This window comes from Candidatus Aquiluna sp. UB-MaderosW2red (genome assembly GCF_900100865.1).
GTDB lineage: Bacteria > Actinomycetota > Actinomycetes > Actinomycetales > Microbacteriaceae > Aquiluna.
The window spans coordinates 744,647-764,742 of the sequence record NZ_LT627734.1 but is presented as its reverse complement, the minus strand read 5'-3'; the positions used below and the strand labels follow the sequence as shown (position 1 = coordinate 764,742).

Below are 20,096 nucleotides of genomic sequence, written 5' to 3'. Positions count from 1 at the left end.
CTTCAGTTCATTGGCGGAATAATCTGCCATCTGCCATTGTAGGGAACATGCAGATAAGAGGGCGAGGGAGCTTGTGCGAGTTTTAATTTCAGGAGCATCAGGGCTAGTGGGCACGGAGCTAAAGTTACAGCTCAAGGAGCTTGGTCACGAGCCGGTGTCGCTGGTGAGGCGAGACGCAAAAAATGAGTCTGAGGCGTCCTGGGATCCGGCCACCGGAAGAATTCCAGCTGATCTGATGGAAACCATAGACGCCGTGGTAAACCTTGGCGGAGCAACCACAGGCAAAATTCCATGGACCAAAAAATACAAGGAAATACTGATTGCCTCCAGGTTAGATTCGACTAAAACCCTGGTAGAAGCAATAAATAATGCCTCCAAAAAACCGACAGTGCTAATCTCCGGATCGGCGTCTGGATTCTATGGGGAGTGTGGAGACAAAGAAGTTACCGAGGCAGACCCCAAAGGTAGCGGCTTTCTGAGTGACCTGGCCGATGCCTGGGAGAAACAAGCCAACAAAGCCGACACACGAGTGGTTTTGATTCGCACCACGTTGGTAATGAGTAAAAAACTCGGTGCGCTTGGTAAATTACTGCCCCTGATTAAATTAGGCATCGGCGGACCGCTTGGCTCGGGAAAACAGTGGTGGGCTTGGATTTCTCTAGAAGATGAAGCGCGCGCGATTATTCACCTAATTGAAAATCAATCCACAGAGGGCGCCTATAACCTAACGGCTCCGGAGCCGGCCACCTGCGCTCAAATGGTCCATGAGTTAGCAAGACAGCTCAAGCGTCCTACCTTTTTGAAAGTGCCGGCTTGGGCAATGCGGTTGCTAATTGGGGAGGCGGCTCAAGAGCTCCTCTTGTGCTCGCAGAAAATGAAATCCCACCGACTGATCGAATCGGGCTTTGAATTCAAGCACCCGAGTCTCAAAGAATCGGTGGGATACGTTCTGAGCTAGAAGCTATTTGGCAGCTGGCTTTTTAGCAGCTGGCTTTTTAGCCGCAGCGGTCTTTGGTGCGGCCGCGGCTGCTTTTTTAACTGCCGGCTTAGCTGTCGCAGGCTTGCTGGCAGTTTTTGCGACAGGCTTAGTAGCTGTGGTCTTCTTGGCGGCTGGCTTAGCTGCCGCAGGCTTGCTGGCAGTTTTTGCGACAGGCTTAGCTGGGCTCTTTTTGGCGGCTGGCTTAGCCGCCGCAGGCTTGCTGGCTGTGACTTTAGCTGCTGCCGGCTCTTTTACAGTCGGCTTTGCTGCAGACTTTGCTGGGGCAGGCTTTTTAGTCGCAGCGGGTTTTTTTGCAGCGGCTGCCGAGGTAGCAACAGTCTTTGCCCCTTCTTCAATTTTAGTCAAAGCTTCCTCAGTGACTTTTTGTCTCGCCTTTGATACTTCCTCAGCGAAAACTTTGGCATCTTTGGAAACCTCTTTTGCGAAGCTGTCTCCGGCTTTAGCTCCAGCGGTTGTGGTGCTCTTAAAAAACTTTTTGATGGAATCAAAAATGCCCATGTTGTCTTCTCCAATTTAGTTATTAGGTTGAAATCTATCTAGAGCTTATTGTGCTGCAGTTAAATCGCACGCCGTCTAGCGAGGATTGCGTCAATCTCGGCTGAACTCATTGAAGCCTTTGGTTTAGCAATGGCAATAACCTGGGCGATTGGCTCGAGCATCTCACCTTCGGTGGAGCTCTTGATCGGAGAGGGCAAAGGATTAGGCATCCACTCGCGAGATCCCTGACTCTTTGGCATGTCACGCTGAGCACTTCGCCTGACAGACTGCCTCGAGCGGTGCAATTTAGTGGCGAGCTGATTTGCCTTTATTCCAGCTGCGCGCTGCACAAATAGAAAGAATAAGGTCGAAACCAAGGCCGGCCAAAAAGCCAGCCACCAGGCACTTTCTAAGGCCGAGCCGATTGCGCTTGAGACGGTCAATAGAGCAAAGAGGCCAAATAGTGAAGAGAAGACTCTCTGGGTGTTGATTAGCCTTCGGAGTTGATCTTGGGGGGTAACTTTTATGATCTCGCGCTGTCTGCGAATCTCAGACTGCGCTATGTGACTCGCCTCTTTTAGTTGCGCGCGTTTAGAAAGTCCTGGCACAAAAATAACCAACCATAAAACTGCCAACACCAAAAGTGTTATGCCGCCAAGCCCAACCGGAATCTCCATAATGTTATAAAGATATGGGCTTCTAAATCAAACGGTCCGCATTGGGATGGCGTGTTCTAAAGGCGGTTCAACAGCGAGCCAGAAATCTCTTCACTTGTGATGGCAAATATCCTGTGGTCTCGCCAGTCGCCATCGATGTGGATGAAGCGCTTTTTAAGCCCCTCTTCGCGCAGACCCAGCTTCTCGACCACCCGAAGACTGGGCGTATTTTCAGGTCGAATATCAATCTCCACTCGGTGCAGTTTTGCTTCAAGAAATAGGTAGTCAATTGTCAACGCCACCGCAATTGGAGTGATGTTATTACCGGCAACTTTTTTAGATATCCAGTAACCGATTGTGGCACTTGATAAAGACCCACGCTGTATGCCTGCAACATTGATTTGCCCAACAATTTGGCCCTGATACTCAATGATCAGGCCTAGGCCGCTGTCGTTTCTGGCCTGCGCAATCAGCGAGCCAACCATGAATCGAACATCAAGTGGGTAACGGATTCCGGGGGTGGAAGCTTCCCAGGGTCTTAGCCACTCTCGATCCGTAACCAGCAGCCTCTCCAAGGTTCTGATATCGCGGCGCCTAACTGAGCGCAGCGAAATCTCCTGGTGAGTCAAAGGCATAATTGCGCGCACGCTGGCAAGATTACCGCTATGGAAACTAAGAGTGAGACTAGATTGCGAATTGTTAGCGCAAGGCCTCACTCGAGCCTCGGGCTTACCGAACAACTTATTGAGCTGGTGCTAACTACCAAGCCCAAAACCATCGCAAGTTATTCGCCGCTATCGACCGAGCCGGATGTGTCGGGTTTCAACAATTGGGCAATCCAAAATGGCTACCAACTCGCACTGCCGAAAATCGTCGACCAAGATCTAGTTTTTGCGCAAGGTGAGCTCGCGAAGGGCAGCTTCAGCATTCAGGAACCGATAGCGTTCAGTCAAGATTTAAGGACCTTTGACTTGATGCTGTTGCCAGCCTTAGCGGTTGATCATCAAGGCTTTAGATTGGGCAAGGGAAAGGGTTTTTACGATCGAGTGCTTTTTAGGGCTAGGCCCACGCATGTCTTTGCGGTGATCTTCGACACCGAGTATTTGCCCGCACTAGAAACTGAGCCCCACGATCAAAAAGTAGATGGCTTTGTTACACCAATCCGACAAGCGCGCATTGGTGACTAGATAGTTGTCTAAACTTCTTGTTCGGAGGAACCATGCCAACCTATGCCTATGTTTGCAAAAAATGCGAACACGCTTTTGAAGCTCAACAGGAGTTTTCAGCTGCAGCCCTGACAAAATGCCCGATTTGTGGCGGGCTGCTGCGCAAGCAATTCGGCAATTTGGGCGTCACATTTAAGGGATCCGGTTTTTATAAAACTGATAACGCAACTAAATCAGATAAGAGCGACTAGCCCCAGTGAGGGGGTTTATCGTCTCTTAACCGATCGTCATTTGAATCATCCGGGTCGCCCCATGCGCGATTTGTGTCCTCAAAGGCGGCTTGTTCAAATAAGGGTTGCGCCCTACGCACCAAATCAATCCCTAATTCCATGGCAATTCGATTTGCAACATCTTGCGGCTTGGCGAAAAGCTCTAGGGCGTGAACCCTCAGATACTCCCAGCCCATTGCCCTAAGAAGACCCGGCCTGAGTCTGAGCTTTTCATCCCAAGAGTCTCCCACCAAGGCCCAATCGGGATCCACGACAGCCGATTTGTTTCCATAAGAAATAGCTAGCCCAATTCGCCCACCAAAATTCAAAGCAACTTTGATTTCAAGCTTTCGTAATCTCATCGATAGGTCGACCAGAAGAGGATCCGGCTCACCCGACCTAACATCACTCAAAAAACTTGGTGCGATCAGGTCCTTCAGCCAAGTTTGATTCTCCGGTAACTTGCCAGCCGCAAAGTCCTCGAAGTTATAGCAAGAAACCACACTCAGGCGCTTTCTCGCAGACACAATTTGATTTACCATCCAGGAGCCGGCGAACTCCGAGTTGAAATCTCCGAGCGTGCCGGAAATACGTCCCTCTGGAGTTCGACCAAAACCGACCGAAAATATAACTCGATCGGCGATTCGATGGGTGAGTTCGCTCATCGTGACCACTTCAAAGTGCTCGCGGCCGTGGGAGGCGAAAAACTCCGCATCCTGCGGCGACTCTGATTGGAGCTTTTGCACGAGGGTACTGATGCGCTCAGCATGAACTCTAGATGCTGTCACAACCATCAGTGAGTCCTGAGGGGTCCATCTGGCATGGTTCATGACCAGGTTGGCCACCTGGGTGACCTCCGCATCAAGCGATTCGGTGGCGCCCTCAATGGTGCTTGCAGCGGTGTCGCCCTCTGATATCTCAATGTGTTCGAAGTTGTGAATACCAGCGAGCTGAGCTGCGGCTGGCTCCAAAACCAAACGGTTTTGGTAAAAGTTTTGATTGAGGTAGAGGCCAAGAACCTGACCTTGGGTTCGGTAGTTCCTGGAAATTTCAAGCCTGCCGAAGCGATTAGAAACAGCATCAAATACCGATTCACGCGAAGAAGGAACATAACCCTGGTTGGCCCTTGCAACCGTATCGAAATTCTCCGGTCTTGCCAACACCGGGTCTCCAAAAGCGATTATCTGTTTGGCCCTCGAGATTGCGGGGACGGACTCGGCTAAGCCTGTTGAAGAGGCATCCAAAACCAAGACCACATCAAATTCTTGCTTATCGCTGAGCTCGTGTAACCGAAACGGTGACAAAATCTGAGCCGTGCTGAGCGCTTCCCAGAGTTCCCTGGAATCTCGGTACCCAGACTTCAAGCTCAGCTCGCGCCTGCGCAATTGATTCCTCAAGACATCGGCTTGGGCTGGCTTCGCCTCTATGCCGCTCTTCCAGCGCGTCGCAAGAACACCTTGGACTCTGAGTAATCCCTCCGCTATGAGATCCTCGGCCCTGAGTTCAAACCCTGATTCCAGCCTTGAAATTTCTTCCGCGCTGAACTCTAAGATGCTGGGGTTTGCCGCCACAATCGCCTCAAAAGCCGACTGCCACCAGGCGAGACTGAGCTCATCCGCAAGTTGCTCGGGCTCTGGATGGATTCGACACAGCTCATCACTAAGCGCTGCGAGCCCCAGCGAATCTAGTTCAGTCAGTATCGGCAGCCTTGAAATATAGCCGCTCAAAATCTCTGTTTTAGATGCCAAATCGGTGAACCGTTGCTCTAATTGATCGAGGCTCAGTCTGGTCAAAAGCTGAATATCTGGATCCGGGTCGAGGTGGCGCTGCAATAAGTCAATAAGTGCCGCGATTTTTTCGAATTTTGACTGCGTGTCGCTGAGGCCCAACGGCACAGTTGGCGGGGCCTGGGTCTGACAATAATTGCTCCAGGAGCTTCTTTGCTTCTCCGCTTTAATGAGGGCTTCGTGCAGATTTGGAACCGAGCTGCCAGGGCGAATATATTCTTTTGCTAGTTTTTTAAACCTGCGCCGCTGAGCCCCGGAAAGGGCGCCACGGTCTCCGCGAACTGCCGTTGCGGCAATTAGGTCCGATATGTTTCGATCGTAGATCGAGGGTAAAAATTTATCTAAGGTCTCCCGAATACCCAGGAGTAAATTTAACTGCTCGGCCCACTCTTCGACGCTATCAGAGGCCCTGAGCGAGAGATCTTGGAGATAGCGACTGATTTGATACCGAAGGGTTCTCAGTTCTTCTCCCGCTAACTCCCTCACCTTGACAAGCAGGCTATCGATCTGTGTCTGAGCAGTAAACCGAGAGTGGAACCAGGGAGTCTCTTTTGCGCCAAACCTGAATAACCCCGACTCTTGCGCTCTAGTGAGAGCATCGAGCCCTGGCTCTTTGATGCCGTGTAAAAGTTCGGCTCTAATTCGAGCACTATTTACTGGTGCAGGGCTCAGGCCCGATAGCTTGGCAAGCTCGCTAAGAGCGGCTATCAACGAGACCCCAACCGGATTATTACTTGACTCAATGCTCGCGAAATAATCACTCACTCTTGTTTCGGCTTCAGTTAGCGCCTCTAAGGCATTCTGATAATTATTCGGTTTTGCCTTTTCGTTTCTCGAAATAGCCGCCACCGTGTCAGCCCAGGTGTCTGTATTTCTAAAGGCAAGACCAGCAAGACCAGCCTCGGCCAAGCGCTCGGCCAGCTCATCAGCAGTCTGGGCTCGGGGGGCGATAATAAGAACCGACTTACCGTCGAGGGCAAAATTCGCGAGCAGGTTAACCACGGTTTGGATATACCCGCAGCCGGGCAGGGTTTCAACTGCGAAGGAGTTGCCGGCATGCGCCATTTCAATGACTTGACGCTGGGTTGCATCCGCGTTTGTCACCAGAGTAATTTCATGGGTTGAGCTTTTTTGAATGATTTTTGTGTCGGAGATAAGTTCATCAATCAAAGGACTTGATTCACCGAAACCAAGTCTTTGTAGTTGGAGAAGGTCTGGAACAAAATTTCCAAGCACCAGTAGTTTTTGCACTTCGATGTCTGAACCTTGAACCAGTTCCGCAACTAAGGAAAGCACAGCTACCGGTATCAGATCAACCTGCCCACTGGCTACGGCCAGCAGATCAGATTCCCTGAAGTCTCCCCTGCGTTGCCGAATCAGTTCACCAACGGCCGGATTGAGGATTGGATCTTTATCAATCCGAATCTCGTAGTCATCACCTTTAGCAATCAAATGGGTTGCCCAGAGCAAAATTGGAAGCTTTCGCGAATCGGATGCGACCTCAACCAGCCCGGCTGCGATAAAACAACTTCTTATTCCAAAGGTTGCCTCGATGCGCCTGGCCTTGGTCCTGATTCTCCTCGCCGCGCTCAGCGCCCTGGATTGAGCCACACCATCGCGCACCAGGTTTCCCATAGTCGTGCTGCGCGCTGATGTTAGCTGAGCCAGCCCGCCCGGGTGAGCGCGCGAAAGATCCACCTGACCGAAAGAGGATGGTTCGAACCTGGTCAGTGGATTAATACCACCCAAGCCGAGTAACTCTTCGCGCCAAAGTACGCGCCTATCAATGCCATCCACGACCAAATCTTAAGATAAGTCGGGGCCTAGTGAGGGTTGCCTTGCCCTGAAAACTAAATTCCGATTTCGCCGGCTTCCAAAGTAAAACAGCTGGGACTGAGCATAAAAAAATCAGGCCCGGACTGAAAACTCCGGACCTGATTCTGTTGAACTTTTTTTCTAGAAGATTGCCAACGCGAAGACGATGATTATGACCAAGGCGAAAGCTACCATCAGCGCCTGAGTGAGCTGAACGTAGCGAGCACTGGATGCAATAACAGTCGCAACTGCGGAGCCAGAGCCCGACAAATCCTTCACAACTGCGGCTCCTTCGCGCATTGCTGCAAACTGATTGACAATTGAGAGTGCACCGGTGGCGACCAGAACCACCACTGCGAATAGCTTTACCTCAAAAGCTGCCCCGATAAATGCCCCGGTGGCTACCAGGTAAAGAGCAACTGCCAAAATGATGACGGAGGCCATTTGAGACTGAATGATGCTTTTTCTTAGCGTGTTCCAATTGGTGATTAAGCTCGTTGAATCCATGTGGGCTCCTATTGTTTGAGATGAAGCATCTTTTTCGAGGCTACATGACTCCAACTCTAACCTCAGCTACCTAATTCGAGCATTGTCGAACGAGAATATGTTTACAGAATTCCATCGGGCTTCTGCTAAAGCCCGAAGCCAAAGCGAAGCAAGAACTTTCGTCTGTGCACTCAAGAACAGGAGCTTGGGTTTGTGTGTTGCGTGAAAGGCCCGCTGAATGCCTCTAAATCATGTAACCGAGGTCAGATCCCACGGTCGGATATGCTGCGGTTGCGGATTTGAGTTGGCGAGTAGTGAGCCCGAACTTGATAGCCAGACCGAAAGTGTTAATCAATTCACCGTATTCAGGGCCGAGTAGATGCGCTCCGACGATCTGGTCATTCGATTTATCGATGAGGATCTTTGCGGCGGCAGTGCTCTCGCCGACTCGATAATTTGAGAACCAGCCGCTGGCGTCGGAGTAGCGGACTTCCAAATCGATTCCCTGCTCGATGGCCTCAGACTCAAGCATCCCCACACGAACAAGTTCAGGAATCGTAAAGACCGCGGTTGGAATTCCGGTGTAATCGGGCGTGTTAGTTGTGCCCCTAATCATATTTGACGCCGCGACCTTGGCTTCGGCGCCCGCCATCGGTGTCAGGGGCATTCCAGCTGTGTCTGCAGAGTCTCCGGCAGCCCAAACTGCCTGGTTTGAGACGCTCTGAAGGTGGCTACCAACATGCACTCCGCGCTCGCCCCATTCCACCCCGGCGGCTTCTAAGCCAAGACCGGCTAGGTCAGGTACTCGCCCGGCACCGTGCACCACGAGATCCACTTCAACTACTTCGCTAGTGCCGTCTATTTCAAGGGTGACTTTATAAGTTTCGCCGCTGCGCTCGACAGCTTTAATCTCGGTGTTGCGGCGAAGCTCAATACCAACCTCAGCACCACGGCTAATCAGTAGCTCGACAAGATCCGGATCGAAACTTGGCAGTGGGCGTGCGCCGCGGTCAACAATAAGTGCCTTGCTCCCTGCGCGAGAAACAATGTGAGCGAACTCGAAGGATATAAACCCTCCCCCGGCGAAAAGTATCCGAGTGGGGAGAGCAGCTAGATCAAGGAATCCGGTGCTATCGATTAGGTGCTCGGAGCCGGGAAAGCTAAGTGGTCTTGGGATTGCTCCGGTAGTGATCAAGAAGCGTTCCGCTTCATAGCTTGTGCCGTCCACATCAATTGTGCGTTCTCCAATAAAGCGCGCATGCCCGTGGAGCGTTTCGATGCCGGCTTGGTCAAGACTCGCTTCCATGCTCTCAGAAACTGGGTCTGTATAGCCGTGCTTATGCGCCATCAGGTCCGACCAGTTCATCTTCAGGCCCAAATCATCGATGCCCTTACCTCTGAGGAGCCTTGCGCTATCAATAATCTCAGCACCGCGACGGAGAATCTTCTTTGGGTCGCAGCCCCTCAGGGCACAGGTGCCACCATAGGGAAGCGAATCGACGATAGCGACTCTCCAGCCCTCGGCTACGCACTTTTTTGCCGCAGTCATTCCCGCAGTCCCAGCTCCGATAACGATCAGATCAAAAGGCTTATCGGCAACTTTCTGGGCGGAATTTGAGGTGCTGGGGCTAATTCTGTTCTCCATTATTTTGGTTCCTTAATTTGTTGTGAAGGGCTAACTGCAGGCGGAATATTATTCAGTTTTGAAAACCAGGTTGATCCGCCACCGAGGCTATAAAAGTGAAATGGTGGAAATTATCCAGTGGAGCATTAGGGGAGCCATAAAAGCCAACTCGGTAGGCTGACTGGGTTTTCCTAGCCCACTGCTTCAGCCCTTTGAAATAGAGCCAATCTCTCGAATGATGAGTTACGAAAACTTGATTGGCTTTCCGTTCATCAAATTCTTTGAAGGGGAAAGGTTGCGAGCTCATCCCTCCACTGTAACCCTCAATTCAGGCATAACGCCAAGAGCGTAAAATGACAGCATGCAGAGCTTGGATGCGTTCCTAGGTGAGAAAGTCACTCACCTAGGCATCGACTGTCGCTTGCTAGCCTTCATGAATCTGCCAACTAGCTCGGGCTCAAAAAGCCGGGGATTTCAAGCCGCCGACATGCACTACGGGCTCATATGCGGCAACCTGATTTGATGGGAGCAGCGATGAATTGGTGGACGCGCCATCAGGTTCTGCTCTTCATTGCCGCAATTGCGGCTGGGGCAATTGGCGGCCTGCTGCTGCCTGAACTTTCCCGTCCGCTGGGGCTAGCGATTAACCCAGTCCTGGGCTTACTTATGTACGCGATTTTTCTGGGTGTGCCATTTATGGCGGCTGGCCGCGCTCTTGCCGACTGGCGTTTTATGGCCGCCCTGTTGGTGCTGAACTTCGTTTTAGTCCCGATAGTGGTGTTTGGATTGAGCCGCTTGGTGCAGGGTGAGACGGCGCTGCTGGTTGGCCTGTTGCTGGTATTACTGACGCCTTGCGTGGATTACGTGATCGTCTTTTCTGGCCTCGCGGGTGGAGCACGGGACCGGCTTCTGGCGGCTACTCCTTTACTGATGCTTCTACAAGCACTACTCATGCCGATCTACATATGGCTGATGGCCGGGCCAAATGTCGTCGATGCGTTCGAAGTCCGCCCCTTCGTTGAAGCTTTCCTAATGCTGATTGCCCTGCCGCTGAGCCTCGCTGCACTTACTCAGTTGGTGGCAACCAAATCACGCGCCATGCGGGCAATCGAAAATGTTACCGCTGCTGCAATGGTGCCCCTGGTGATGCTGACCCTCGCGGTGGTTGTCGGGTCCCAAATATTTGCAGTGAGCGGTTCAATTGGATCGTTGATTATGGTCCTGCCGATCTTCTTGTTGTTCGTGCTGATTCTCGCTCCGCTTGGAGCGCTAGCAGGTCGGATGGCGAAGCTTGATGCCTCCGGGCGACGCACCCTTGTTTTTAGTGGAGTGACTCGTAACTCGCTGGTTGTACTTCCTCTGGCCATGTCACTGCCTCCATCGTTTGCTCTTACACCCCTGGTGGTTGTCACCCAAACCCTCTTCGAGCTCGTGGTGATGGTAGTGATGGTGGCCGTTGTGCCGCGTGTGATTCGCGACCGTAGCGGGCCAGAAAAGGCTGGGTGATTGTCTTTTTGTGGCTCGCAACGCAGAGATTTACCCACATCAGAGCATTTTTTAGAAGCTTTTGGGCCTCACCCAATTCGAGTCACGCAGCTCCTATCGAAATTTAGAGAAGCCCTAAGATTAAGTCCCACTTCATTATTGAAAAGCGCGATGAACTTACGATTTCTACTGGTAAGTTTTGTGAGCCTGGAAAACCTTCCAGACGGGCCAACTCCTCTAGGAGTTGGTTCCCGTCGCTTCAATTGGGTAAATGGCCTCGTAGCTCAGTGGATAGAGCAACGGTTTCCTAAACCGTGTGTCGGGTGTTCGATTCACCTCGAGGCCACTTGTGGTTCCGGCCAACCTTTTTGGGCCCCGGCCGGCTCAATGATTCAAGTATTACGAACCAGCTAGCCCAACAAAGAGCGTCACAGGAGTTTCTGGACTAATCAGCACTCCGGCTTGAGGCTCAGTCCTTAGCACAACAGCCTCCGCCCCCGTGGTGTCATCAAACCAGACCACATCTGCCCCAAGGAATCCAGCCTCATCTAAATTGCGGTTTGCTTCATTTAGCGACATCCCAGTCAAATCCGGCACTTCAATAGGGCCCGCATTGGCGGAAAGTTGCCCTGGCAACTCACTCCCAGATTGATCGGTGAAATATAGATTGTAGACCTCTACTCCATTCTGGGTGAAGGCCTTGATTCCAGTGACCTCTTGTCCAAAGTAGCGCAGGCCGTCACGTTGGCTTGACAATTCTTGTGAATAATTGTCAAGAGATTCGGCGTAAGCAATGTTGTTCGCAATACTTCCCAGGACAATCGGTGAAAGTGCGATTGCAAAGATGTTCAGCGGCACCAGGACCGCCTGCCAAAACTTACCAACCAGCCAGATTTTGCGCCCCAGCTGAATACTAAGAACCACCAACACAGTGAGCGTGAAATAGCTGACTGCGTCTCGTGGTCAGGCGTAAATATCGCCGCCGACAAGCGAGCTGATTAGCCAAAACGCCACGTATGCACGAACCACCCACCAAAACGGTTGAATTGAGATTCCAAAATCCAAAATTATCGAGGTTGACTCTCGCTTGCGCAACCAAGCAACCAGGCTTGGGGTGAAACCAATGCCCTTGAAGAATTTGCGCAGACCGGCCTTTTCCGAGAAACCAGCCGCCGCTCGGAGTTCAGCCGCGTAATCCACCGGGGAACCCGGATCAAAAGCCGAACCTTCCTCAGCCAGACGATCTTCTAGATCAGCCTCGAGACCGTCGGTCAATTCTTGTATTTCAGTTTTTGAAAGATCGGCAAGCTCAGACCTCACTGCCGCAGCAAATTTATTACCTCTTGTGTCAAGATCAGCTTTCATTATTTACTCCCTACTAATTTCTTGCTAGTCAATTGCTTGGTTTTTACTGGTTTGCCCGGGGCCAAGAGTGCCGTCATATTGGTGCTGAATTTGGCCCAGATATCACGTTGCTGACTCAGCATTTTTTTGCCTTCGACATTTATTCCGTAGTACTTTCGGTGCGGACCATCTTCGGAAGCAACAACATAGGAAGTCACAGCCCCGGCAACAAAGAGTCTGCGAAGCGTGCCATAAACCGAAGCATCTCCAACCTCAGCCAGCCCAGCCTGCCTGAGTCGTTTCACAATGTCGTAACCGTAACCATCCTCAGACTCGATTACCGCAAGGACTGCAACGTCAAGTACGCCCTTTAGTAGTTGTGTGGAATCCATAAACACCTCATTTCGTTTTACACAGTACCATGGTATGCACAGTAGTTGGACAAACATAATAAAGCGTGTCGTAATCTAAAAATGAGGTTAGAAATTTAAGTCCAGACCCATCAAGCATCGCTCAACTTAGGCCATGGAGCCAAGGCGAGCATCTCAATAGGCGAAGGTGGAAGCTAGATCTTCTTAGTCTTATTTACCCTTGTCGCATAAAGCGACCAGACAGTAGTCACAATAAGAGTCACGACAATTACCCCAAGCGACAAGGAGGTCGGTATCTCGGGGATTAGCTTTATACTCTCGCCGCCATTGATAAACCCAAGTTCATTTTTATGAAGCGCGTGAACTACCAACTTAAAACCAATCCAGCCCAAGATGAAGGCGAGCCCTAAACCTAGGTACTTGAGGCGCTCCATCAGCCCCGAGAGCATGAAGTAGAGCTGCCTGAGGCCCAAAAGCGCGAAGGCGTTTGCCACAAAAACAATGTAGGGCTCTTCGGTCAACCCGTAGATTGCGGGAATTGAATCCAAAGCGAACAACAGGTCCGTGAACCCGATGGCAACCATCACCAGCATCAACGGCGTGAAATAGCGCTTACCGTTTTGGATGATGCTCAGCTTGGTGCCGTGGTAATCCTCGGTGGTGCGCATTCGGCGCTGCAAAAAGCTAATCAGCTTTGAGCCTTCATATTCCGCACCGGGCTCGGCCGGCTTGAGGTCACGGATGGTGTCTTTCAGAATCTTGATGGCGGTGAGTAGCAAGAAGGCGCCAAACACATAAAAAGCCCAGGAAAAGTTTTCAATAAACGCAGCGCCCAGTGCGATAAAAGCACCGCGCAGAATAAGTGCGATCACGATACCCACCAAGAGCGCCTCTGACTGCAATTTCCTCGGCACCTTGAACTGGGTGAAAATCAACAAGAAAACAAATAGGTTATCCACCGAGAGTGACTTTTCGGTGATGAACCCTGCGATGTATTCACCGCCGTATTGACCACCCCAAATTCCAGAAATCACGAATGTGAACAACAATGCCAGCCCAATGTAAATAGAGCTCTGAATCGCAGATTCTCTGAAGGTTGGTTCGTGCGGGTGCCTCACTTGGTAAGTCAAATCGCCGATTATCACGGCAGAAAAGACCGCAACGGTGGTTAGCCAAACCCAGAGTTCTACGTTCAATCTAAATCCATTCTCAAGGCTCGCTTAGAAGTGCAATAAGCCCTAATTCTAAGGCTGGTGAAGCGAATCAAAAATCACTGCCGGACGCTATCCAAAACGCTACGAACTGTGAATTGAAAAAGCTAAGCGGCCTGGGGTTGCATTGCAAGAAACTCTTCCCACTGCGGTTCGTTTTTGTCCACCCCGCGAACGCTCCAAATCAACCCACTCGGCATCTTGGGCTTTACTTTCAGCTCCCAGCCCATCTCCTTAGGGGTCTTATTGGATTTTTGGTTATTGCACTTGAGACAACATGCCACCAGGTTGTCCCAGGTGTCTTTACCGCCGCGGGATTTTGGAACCACGTGATCCACGGTGTCTGCGGGTTTTTGGCAGTAGCCGCAACGAAAATCATCGCGCCGCAAAACCCCTCGGCGAGAGACCGGAACCCGTCTTGAGTTTGGAATTCTCACATAGCGCTGAAGCAAGATGACTGTTGGTAAATCAAAAGACCGAGTGGCACTGTGAACCACTTTGTCATCGGCGCCAGCCAATATGGTGGCCTTCTGGTTTAACACCAGAATCAGGGCACGCTTAAAAGACACCACGGCCAAAGGCTCGTAGCCAGCGTTTAGAACTAATGTGCGCAATTTTTCCCCTTAGACAAAATCACCCGCACGGCTTGCAGGCGATGAGAATTGGCCACTTTGATTAGCCCTGGAAATAAAAAACGCGCCGCATAATGCGACGCGCAAGATTTCTAGGCCGGTTATCCGGGGGTATCGGTTGAGACATATTCGATCTCCATAACTGGCGAGCTGATCTCGAAGCATCTCTACCCTCCCTTGAATTTGAGTGTCCAAAACAATATCAAAAGAGTAAGTGAGATTCACTGTGAATTGGGTAGAAACGCTAAAGAGGGTTGCGTTTTTTAGTTTGAGATTTCGACAAATCGAGTTATGTAGAAGCGGTCGGTGAAGATCGGTGCCAGTTTCACGCGGTCACCCGGCTGTGGGGAATGGTAGAAATTACCGTTGCCTGCGTAAATACCGTTGTGGCTGTAGTCATTAAAGGTCACAATGTCGCCAGGAACCGCATCCGCCAAGGGAACCTTGACTGCGATCCTGGACTGCTGGTAGACGCTATGGGGAAGGTCCAACCCAAACTGAGAGTAAACAAAAAGCACGTAGCCCGAGCAGTCGAAGCCGGAAGGAGTAGAACCGCCGTAAACATAAGGAGTACCAACCAACTCAGCCGCAGCTTTCATTATGCTCGCGGAAGTGACACTCGTGAATCTTGGGTTGGCTACATAATCCTCAGCTCGGGGACCCGTGTAAGCCACTCTGCTCACGGCTTTAACCTCAAACTGACTTGCATCCGCTTCTTGATAGTCTCCCCGAGAAAACTCGACTGCCCTAACCGCGGCAACAGAAAGCCCCTGTGAAGGGGCAGAGATGTCAACCATCGTGTTGTCGTGGGCTAGGCCACTTAGAGCGGTTGTTTCTGGATCAAAACCGTAAGAAGGAAGAGCAAAAGTAGCCATTAGTCCCATTGCCGACATCATGGTAATCAGAGTCCTCAACGAATGCTTCTGCTCTTTTATCGAGACTCGCCGCTCCGCCACTCTCAGCGCTTTGCGCGAGACCGTGGTTTCAGCTGGAGCAGGGATCAAAAGGGGTTCTCCTAGGGAGTGTCTGGAACTTTTGCTCGTTGAAGTATAACCGCTAGTTCTGAATAACCGCTGCAAATAAGTGGGCGGCGACAGACCCGTCCACAATCAAACCTTCGTTGCGCCCTAATCCGGTGATTAGCCAGCCTGCAGCGCTTTTATCAATGGTTACATGTTCACCCGGGGTCAAGCCCAGATCCCATAGTTGCAATAAAAAAGCAGAGTCGATTTGCAGCGGCTCTCCGATCCGGACCAGCTGATAAGTCCCAGTTTCAAGGGCACTTATCGCATTACAGGGCTGTGGTTCGGAGCTTTGGAGCCCCAATAACTCGAGTCCAGGCACCGGCATGCCAAATGGTGAGATCCTGGGTTGATCCAAAAGTTCGATGAGCTTACGCTCTACGTTCTCGCTCATCACGTGTTCCCAACGACAAGCCTCATCATGGACTAATTCCCACTCGAGACCGATCACATCAATCAATAGCCGCTCGGCCAAACGATGTTTGCGCATCACCTCGGTGGCGGTGAGACGGCCAACATCAGTGAATTCAAGGTGCTTATCATCACCAAGACTCAGTAGGCCATCGCGCTCCATACGAGCCACCGTTTGCGAAACGGTTGGGCCAGAATGCTCCAAGCGCTCGGCAATGCGAGCTCGCATCGGCGTGATGCCCTCTTCTTCTAGCTCGAAGATTGCCTTGAGATACATCTCAGTGGTGTCGATCAGGTCTGTCACAATTGGGCCCCTTTGCTAGTCAAAAGACTAATGCCACGACGATGGATAAACTAAGGGGCATGGCAAACATCAAGATTCCAGCAAATCTTCTTCCCCAAGACGGCAGGTTCGGTTGCGGACCCTCGAAGGTGCGCAGCGCTCAGTTAGAAAACTTTTTGACAAAGGGGGCTGCCCTTTTGGGTACCAGCCACCGCCAGCTACCGGTAAAAAACCTGGTCGGGGATATTCGCTCGGGCCTGATGGGCTTATTTCGAGCTCCGGCGGGGTACGAAATCATTCTGGGAAACGGTGGCTCGACGGCGTTTTGGGATGCGGCCGCTTTTGGTCTCGCGGAGAATAAAGCACAAGCCCTAGTTCACGGAGAATTTGGATCCAAGTTCGCCAGTGCACTCACTACCCCTTGGCTCCAAGCGCCGAGTATTCAAAAGGCTGAGCCCGGCTCAAGAAGTGCCCTGACTGCTGAAGCTGGTGTGGATCTTTATGTTTACCCGCAGAATGAAACCTCAACAGGAGTTGTTGCCCCGGTAAGAAGAACTGCGGGTGTTGACTCGGGAGCTTTGCACCTAACCGATGCGACCAGCGCTGCCGGGGGAATTGATTTTGATGCGCATGAAACTGATGTTTATTATTTCGCCCCACAAAAAAACTTCGCTTCCGATGGCGGGCTTTGGTTGGCCCTGGTCTCCCCAGCAGCAATTGAGCGCATCGAAAAAATAGCCGAAAGTGACCGCTACATCCCAGAGTTTCTCAGCCTAAAAGCCGCTCTGGACAACTCGAGGTTGAATCAAACTCTGAACACTCCGTCGATTGCGACCCTTTTCATGCTGGAAGACCAGGTGGGCTGGATCAATCAATCCGGTGGTCTGAAATGGGCGGATGCTCGCACAAAAGAATCTTCCGACCTCCTCTACGACTGGGCCCAAGCCTCCAGCGTTGCCAACGCCTTTGTTGAAAACCCGGAGCATCGTTCGCAAGTCGTCGTAACCATTGATTTTGCTGAATCAATTGATGCTTCTGTTATTTCTAAAACTCTGAGAGACAATGGAGTTGTGGATGTTGAGCCCTATCGAAAGCTCGGAAAAAACCAGCTGAGGGTTGCCACCTTCGTCTCGGTTGAGCCAAGCGACATTCAGGCACTGCTTGCTTCAATCGATTATGTGTTGGGAGAGATGTGAAGGTCTTTATAAAGTTTTCCGAGCGACACCCTGAGCCGACAGTTGCCGATATCCACTCTAGGAAAATTGTTTTAGTCGGAAGCGCTCTCTGGGTCTTGGTCCTGATCATCCTCTTGGCGTTTTATCCGGCGTTGTCTGACGCGGGTCTTTTGTGGTGGCTTCACACCGCCCTGGTCGGCATCGGACTCGGAGTCCTCGGACTCTTCGCCGTCCGCAAATCCTAGGGCCATGCCCTTGATGAGTTCATCGGCTTCGGCATCGGTTTGAGCCTTGCCTTCTGCCCGAAGCTGCTTCCGGAACTCGGCCAGACGTTCGGCCCAGGGCACCCAATTTGGGGAAAGGACTGCATCGGGTCCTGCCATCAGATTAACCTCGGAGACCGAAATCCCCTTGCGTTTATCGGGAGAAGTCAGAGTGATGACCCAAACCCAGCCTTCATAACCGCGCATCAGAGCAGCAAAACGGACTTCAATTACACCCTTGGGAGATTCGACTTCGGCTATGAAATCACCAATTTGGGCGTGATTGGTAGTTTCCTTTAGGGCGCTAAGCGCAAAATCTTGATTGTTAGCCTTCAAGCTCTTCGGCCACCTTGCGCAGAAGAAGAGCTACCTTTTTAGATTGAGCCGTCTCTGGATACTTGCCTCGCTTGAGACTCTCACCCATTTGATCGAGGAGTCGGATTAGATCTTCGGTGATGATTGCTAGCTCTTCAGCAGGCTTGCGATTCACCGCCTGCAGAATCGGAACCTCGATCACTCTAACCGATAGAGCTTGCGCTCCTTTGCGACCATCGGCCACGCCATATTCCACGCGCGATCCAGGCTTTATTGAACTGTGGCCCTGAGGAAGCGCTGAGATGTGCAGGAATACCTCGGCACCGTCATCACCCTGGATGAAGCCGAATCCCTTGTCATCATCGAAGAACTTTACTTTTCCGGTTGGCATGCTTCCTTCTTTCCACGAACCTGCCATAACTGTAGCCGAAAGGTTAGAGTTGTTGGATGTCCGAAAAACGCAAGCGCCCACAAGTAGAGGTAACACTGGCTTATATGGCGGTCGGAGTAATTGGGGCCTCGATTCTTGCGATTCTTCTTACCTTGGTGCTAACACTTTTCAAAGTCTCCGACATGCCGGTCTTGTTGGCGCAACTTCCGCTGATCGGTCTACCAGTTGGCTTTTTGCTGATTATCGGACTCCTAATCGCATCAATCATCACCCGAACTAAGGGAAATAAGGATTAATTGTCTGACCTACTCACCCTCGCTGGCTCCCTAAAGCAGCTAGACCAAGCCAGGCTGGCAGCGGTCATAAGTTCATGCGTCTCAGAGACCAAAAACTGCCAGGACCTATTCGATTTGTCAAGGCTCTTGTTATCGAGGCGTGAATTGGAGTCTCGAATAAGAAACCTTGGGTCAAAAGACCTGGAGGACTTAGAGCATAAAAAACCAACCAAAAACTTGACTCACGCTCTTTTGGCTAGCAGTGACAATGTGTTTGAGCAAGCTGGGGCGCTGATGCCGGAGCTTGCAACCCCAACCCATAAGCACCTCTCGGAACCGGGCGACTCCCTAGTAATTCATGAAACCCTGCTGACAATCACCGAATCGCTATTTGCCTGCGAGCGACACTGGCTTGGTTTGGTTCGATCCGGAATCAAGGCCCAAGATGCCAAAGAGTTAGGCCTCACGGTGAAAATGGCCGCCAATCGTGTGCAAAAGATTTTCCAGTTTGCAATGCACGCCGGACTGGTTCGGTCGCATGCTGAGCGTTGGGTGGCAACTGATAAAGGGCACGCTTGGCTATCGGCCGATCACCCTAAACGCTGGGAGCTACTTGCCGAGAGCATCATGGACCTTCCGGCTATCGAGCTAACTGACGAAGACCTAATTGAGCAGTTGCAAGCCGCTTTTCCGCTTCGGCCGATAGCCGATGTGAAGCTGCTGGCATTCGGCTCACTAATCGGCCTGATTGATCAAGGTGCTCCGACAAAACTTCTGCTCGCCGCCCAAACCTCAATTCCAAAAGCGGCTAAGTTGGTGTCCGAAATGTTGCCAGAGCCGGTATCCAAACTAATAGTTCAATCCGATTTGAGCATCACATCACCCGGGCCAATTACCCCAAGCCTGCACCGAACCTTAGACGTGTTCACCGAATCCGAAGACTTGGGTTTGGCCTGCCGTTTCCGACTCAGCGCCCTAAGTATTTCGCATGCCCTAGAGGTCGGAATGAGTGTCACCGAGATTCGCGAATTTCTTGCCAGCCACAGCAACCACGAATTGCCACAGCCGGTTCAGTATCTATTAGCCGAATCAGAATCAAGGTTCCGTGAGCTCACGGTCTTAGGTTCGGCGCTTGGCACGATAATCGAATCCGATGACGAAATCTTGCTTATGCAAATATCCAACGAATCTTCACTGGCCCCGTTGCAACTCAAGCCCACCGCTAAAAATCAGCTCGGCTCTAGGTTCCAAAGTCAACTCATTTACTTTAATTTGCGGGCGGCCGGTTATGCCGCGGTGATGGTTGATGAATCAGGTCAGGTAATCTCCCCCAGGGAAAGAATTGATACCGAACCCGTGCTGATAGATCAAGCTGCAGCCAATCAGCAGGCAGAGTTGCTACTTTCCGGTGAATCTCAGGAGCCAGCGCAAGAGGACATGACTCGGCAATTGCACTTTGCACTAAAAAATAAACTCAAAGTGACCCTAAGAGTCGAGTTGCCGGATGGACAGCTGAAGGAGTTTGAGATTGAACCGCTTGGAATAGCCGGCAACCGGATCAGAGGTAGGGACCTAGAAAAAGAGGCTGAGCTGACCCTTCCGATGGCAAGAATCAAAGCGGTCTGGCTCAGTTAGGAT

22 protein-coding genes and 1 tRNA gene are annotated in these 20,096 nt (G+C 51.4%); 8 read left to right on the top strand and 15 right to left on the bottom strand.

The window, feature by feature from the left end; genetic code table 11:
- Nucleotides 1–73: 73 nt before the first annotated feature.
- Entirely contained in the window at nt 74–958 is an 885-nt protein-coding gene (locus tag BLP47_RS03975) for a TIGR01777 family oxidoreductase (protein ID WP_256381066.1), read from the top strand.
- A 3-nt stretch (nt 959–961) separates the two neighbouring features.
- Here BLP47_RS03975 and BLP47_RS08535 read toward each other — a convergent pair whose 3' ends face one another.
- Genes BLP47_RS08535 through BLP47_RS03960 form a run of 3 tightly spaced genes read right to left on the bottom strand, consistent with a single transcriptional unit; the run spans nt 962 to nt 2,780 of the window.
- Nucleotides 962–1,498, bottom strand: coding sequence for a hypothetical protein (locus BLP47_RS08535; RefSeq protein WP_197672392.1), 537 nt, complete (start codon nt 1,496–1,498; stop codon nt 962–964).
- A gap of 59 nt (nt 1,499–1,557) precedes the next feature.
- Complete coding sequence (locus BLP47_RS03965; protein ID WP_091850579.1) at nt 1,558–2,154, bottom strand: hypothetical protein; 597 nt, start codon at nt 2,152–2,154, stop codon at nt 1,558–1,560.
- Nucleotides 2,155–2,210: 56 nt separating this feature from the next.
- On the bottom strand, nt 2,211–2,780 hold the full coding sequence (locus BLP47_RS03960) for a GNAT family N-acetyltransferase (RefSeq protein ID WP_091850577.1): 570 nt from the start codon (nt 2,778–2,780) through the stop codon (nt 2,211–2,213).
- Between the two features lie 18 nt (nt 2,781–2,798).
- On the opposite strand from BLP47_RS03960, the gene BLP47_RS03955 reads away from it, so the two are divergent.
- Nucleotides 2,799–3,320, top strand: a complete 522-nt coding sequence (locus BLP47_RS03955) for a 5-formyltetrahydrofolate cyclo-ligase (RefSeq protein WP_091850575.1) — start codon at nt 2,799–2,801, stop codon at nt 3,318–3,320.
- Nucleotides 3,321–3,352: 32 nt separating this feature from the next.
- Nucleotides 3,353–3,550 (top strand): FmdB family zinc ribbon protein, encoded by a 198-nt coding sequence (locus BLP47_RS03950; RefSeq protein ID WP_091850573.1) that lies wholly within the window; start codon nt 3,353–3,355, stop codon nt 3,548–3,550.
- Here the strand turns inward: BLP47_RS03950 and BLP47_RS03945 are convergent.
- The 3 genes from BLP47_RS03945 to BLP47_RS03935 all read right to left on the bottom strand — a co-directional run bounded on the left by BLP47_RS03945 (nt 3,547) and on the right by BLP47_RS03935 (nt 9,301).
- Entirely contained in the window at nt 3,547–7,152 is a 3,606-nt protein-coding gene (locus BLP47_RS03945) for an ATP-binding protein (protein WP_091850571.1), read from the bottom strand. The two genes, BLP47_RS03950 and BLP47_RS03945, sit on opposite strands and share 4 nt — an antisense overlap.
- Nucleotides 7,153–7,311: 159 nt before the next feature.
- Nucleotides 7,312–7,677: a hypothetical protein gene (locus tag BLP47_RS03940; RefSeq protein ID WP_091850569.1), complete on the bottom strand. Its 366-nt coding sequence runs from the start codon at nt 7,675–7,677 to the stop codon at nt 7,312–7,314.
- Nucleotides 7,678–7,900: 223 nt separating this feature from the next.
- On the bottom strand, nt 7,901–9,301 hold the full coding sequence (locus BLP47_RS03935) for an NAD(P)/FAD-dependent oxidoreductase (RefSeq protein ID WP_091850567.1): 1,401 nt from the start codon (nt 9,299–9,301) through the stop codon (nt 7,901–7,903).
- Nucleotides 9,302–9,814: 513 nt separating this feature from the next.
- Here BLP47_RS03935 and BLP47_RS03925 point away from each other — a divergent pair.
- Together BLP47_RS03925 and BLP47_RS03920 are read left to right on the top strand one after the other, a co-directional pair.
- Nucleotides 9,815–10,786, top strand: coding sequence for an arsenic resistance protein (locus BLP47_RS03925; RefSeq protein WP_249883398.1), 972 nt, complete (start codon nt 9,815–9,817; stop codon nt 10,784–10,786).
- 252 nt (nt 10,787–11,038) lie between these two features.
- Nucleotides 11,039–11,111 (top strand) — tRNA-Arg (locus BLP47_RS03920).
- A 53-nt stretch (nt 11,112–11,164) separates the two neighbouring features.
- Here BLP47_RS03920 and BLP47_RS03915 read toward each other — a convergent pair.
- From BLP47_RS03915 to BLP47_RS03885, 7 genes are all read right to left on the bottom strand, one after another.
- Nucleotides 11,165–11,689, bottom strand: coding sequence for a PASTA domain-containing protein (locus BLP47_RS03915; protein WP_157671471.1), 525 nt, complete (start codon nt 11,687–11,689; stop codon nt 11,165–11,167).
- 39 nt (nt 11,690–11,728) lie between these two features.
- Complete coding sequence (locus BLP47_RS03910) at nt 11,729–12,130, bottom strand: hypothetical protein (RefSeq protein WP_091850559.1); 402 nt, start codon at nt 12,128–12,130, stop codon at nt 11,729–11,731.
- Entirely contained in the window at nt 12,130–12,501 is a 372-nt protein-coding gene (locus BLP47_RS03905; protein ID WP_091850557.1) for a PadR family transcriptional regulator, read from the bottom strand. Before BLP47_RS03905 ends, BLP47_RS03910 begins: the two co-directional genes overlap by 1 nt.
- A gap of 173 nt (nt 12,502–12,674) precedes the next feature.
- Nucleotides 12,675–13,676 (bottom strand): TerC family protein, encoded by a 1,002-nt coding sequence (locus BLP47_RS03900; RefSeq protein WP_091850555.1) that lies wholly within the window; start codon nt 13,674–13,676, stop codon nt 12,675–12,677.
- 122 nt (nt 13,677–13,798) lie between these two features.
- A complete protein-coding gene (locus BLP47_RS03895) occupies nt 13,799–14,305 on the bottom strand; it encodes an HNH endonuclease (protein ID WP_091850553.1) in 507 nt (168 codons plus the stop codon).
- 281 nt (nt 14,306–14,586) lie between these two features.
- Complete coding sequence (locus tag BLP47_RS03890) at nt 14,587–15,237, bottom strand: C40 family peptidase (protein ID WP_197672391.1); 651 nt, start codon at nt 15,235–15,237, stop codon at nt 14,587–14,589.
- 142 nt (nt 15,238–15,379) lie between these two features.
- Complete coding sequence (locus BLP47_RS03885) at nt 15,380–16,060, bottom strand: metal-dependent transcriptional regulator (RefSeq protein ID WP_091850551.1); 681 nt, start codon at nt 16,058–16,060, stop codon at nt 15,380–15,382.
- Between the two features lie 59 nt (nt 16,061–16,119).
- Here BLP47_RS03885 and serC point away from each other — a divergent pair, with 59 nt between their 5' ends.
- Complete coding sequence (gene serC / locus BLP47_RS03880) at nt 16,120–17,235, top strand: phosphoserine transaminase (RefSeq protein ID WP_091852903.1); 1,116 nt, start codon at nt 16,120–16,122, stop codon at nt 17,233–17,235.
- Between the two features lie 71 nt (nt 17,236–17,306).
- On the opposite strand, the gene BLP47_RS03875 is transcribed toward serC, so the two are convergent.
- A complete protein-coding gene (locus tag BLP47_RS03875; RefSeq protein ID WP_091850550.1) occupies nt 17,307–17,813 on the bottom strand; it encodes a DUF3027 domain-containing protein in 507 nt (168 codons plus the stop codon).
- The gene (locus BLP47_RS03870) at nt 17,803–18,183 is read right to left on the bottom strand and encodes a cold-shock protein (protein ID WP_091852900.1); all 381 of its coding nucleotides are present in this window, start codon (nt 18,181–18,183) and stop codon (nt 17,803–17,805) included. The genes BLP47_RS03875 and BLP47_RS03870 overlap by 11 nt, the downstream gene beginning before the upstream one ends.
- Nucleotides 18,184–18,239: 56 nt before the next feature.
- Here BLP47_RS03870 and BLP47_RS03865 point away from each other — a divergent pair, with 56 nt between their 5' ends.
- Together BLP47_RS03865 and BLP47_RS03860 are read left to right on the top strand one after the other, a co-directional pair.
- Nucleotides 18,240–18,479 (top strand): hypothetical protein, encoded by a 240-nt coding sequence (locus BLP47_RS03865; protein WP_091850548.1) that lies wholly within the window; start codon nt 18,240–18,242, stop codon nt 18,477–18,479.
- The gene (locus tag BLP47_RS03860; RefSeq protein WP_091850546.1) at nt 18,480–20,093 is read left to right on the top strand and encodes a helicase-associated domain-containing protein; all 1,614 of its coding nucleotides are present in this window, start codon (nt 18,480–18,482) and stop codon (nt 20,091–20,093) included.
- The last annotated feature ends 3 nt before the right edge of the window (nt 20,094–20,096 follow it).

Coding starts and splice junctions, on each gene's coding strand:
- BLP47_RS08535 (WP_197672392.1), bottom strand. CDS start 1,498: ATGGGCATTTTTGATTCCATCAAAAAGTTTTTTAAGAGCACCACAACC.
- BLP47_RS03965 (WP_091850579.1), bottom strand. CDS start 2,154: ATGGAGATTCCGGTTGGGCTTGGCGGCATAACACTTTTGGTGTTGGCA.
- BLP47_RS03955 (WP_091850575.1), top strand. CDS start 2,799: ATGGAAACTAAGAGTGAGACTAGATTGCGAATTGTTAGCGCAAGGCCT.
- BLP47_RS03950 (WP_091850573.1), top strand. CDS start 3,353: ATGCCAACCTATGCCTATGTTTGCAAAAAATGCGAACACGCTTTTGAA.
- BLP47_RS03940 (WP_091850569.1), bottom strand. CDS start 7,677: ATGGATTCAACGAGCTTAATCACCAATTGGAACACGCTAAGAAAAAGC.
- BLP47_RS03935 (WP_091850567.1), bottom strand. CDS start 9,301: ATGGAGAACAGAATTAGCCCCAGCACCTCAAATTCCGCCCAGAAAGTT.
- BLP47_RS03925 (WP_249883398.1), top strand. CDS start 9,815: ATGAATTGGTGGACGCGCCATCAGGTTCTGCTCTTCATTGCCGCAATT.
- BLP47_RS03910 (WP_091850559.1), bottom strand. CDS start 12,130: ATGAAAGCTGATCTTGACACAAGAGGTAATAAATTTGCTGCGGCAGTG.
- BLP47_RS03905 (WP_091850557.1), bottom strand. CDS start 12,501: ATGGATTCCACACAACTACTAAAGGGCGTACTTGACGTTGCAGTCCTT.
- serC (WP_091852903.1), top strand. CDS start 16,120: ATGGCAAACATCAAGATTCCAGCAAATCTTCTTCCCCAAGACGGCAGG.
- BLP47_RS03870 (WP_091852900.1), bottom strand. CDS start 18,183: ATGCCAACCGGAAAAGTAAAGTTCTTCGATGATGACAAGGGATTCGGC.
- BLP47_RS03865 (WP_091850548.1), top strand. CDS start 18,240: ATGTCCGAAAAACGCAAGCGCCCACAAGTAGAGGTAACACTGGCTTAT.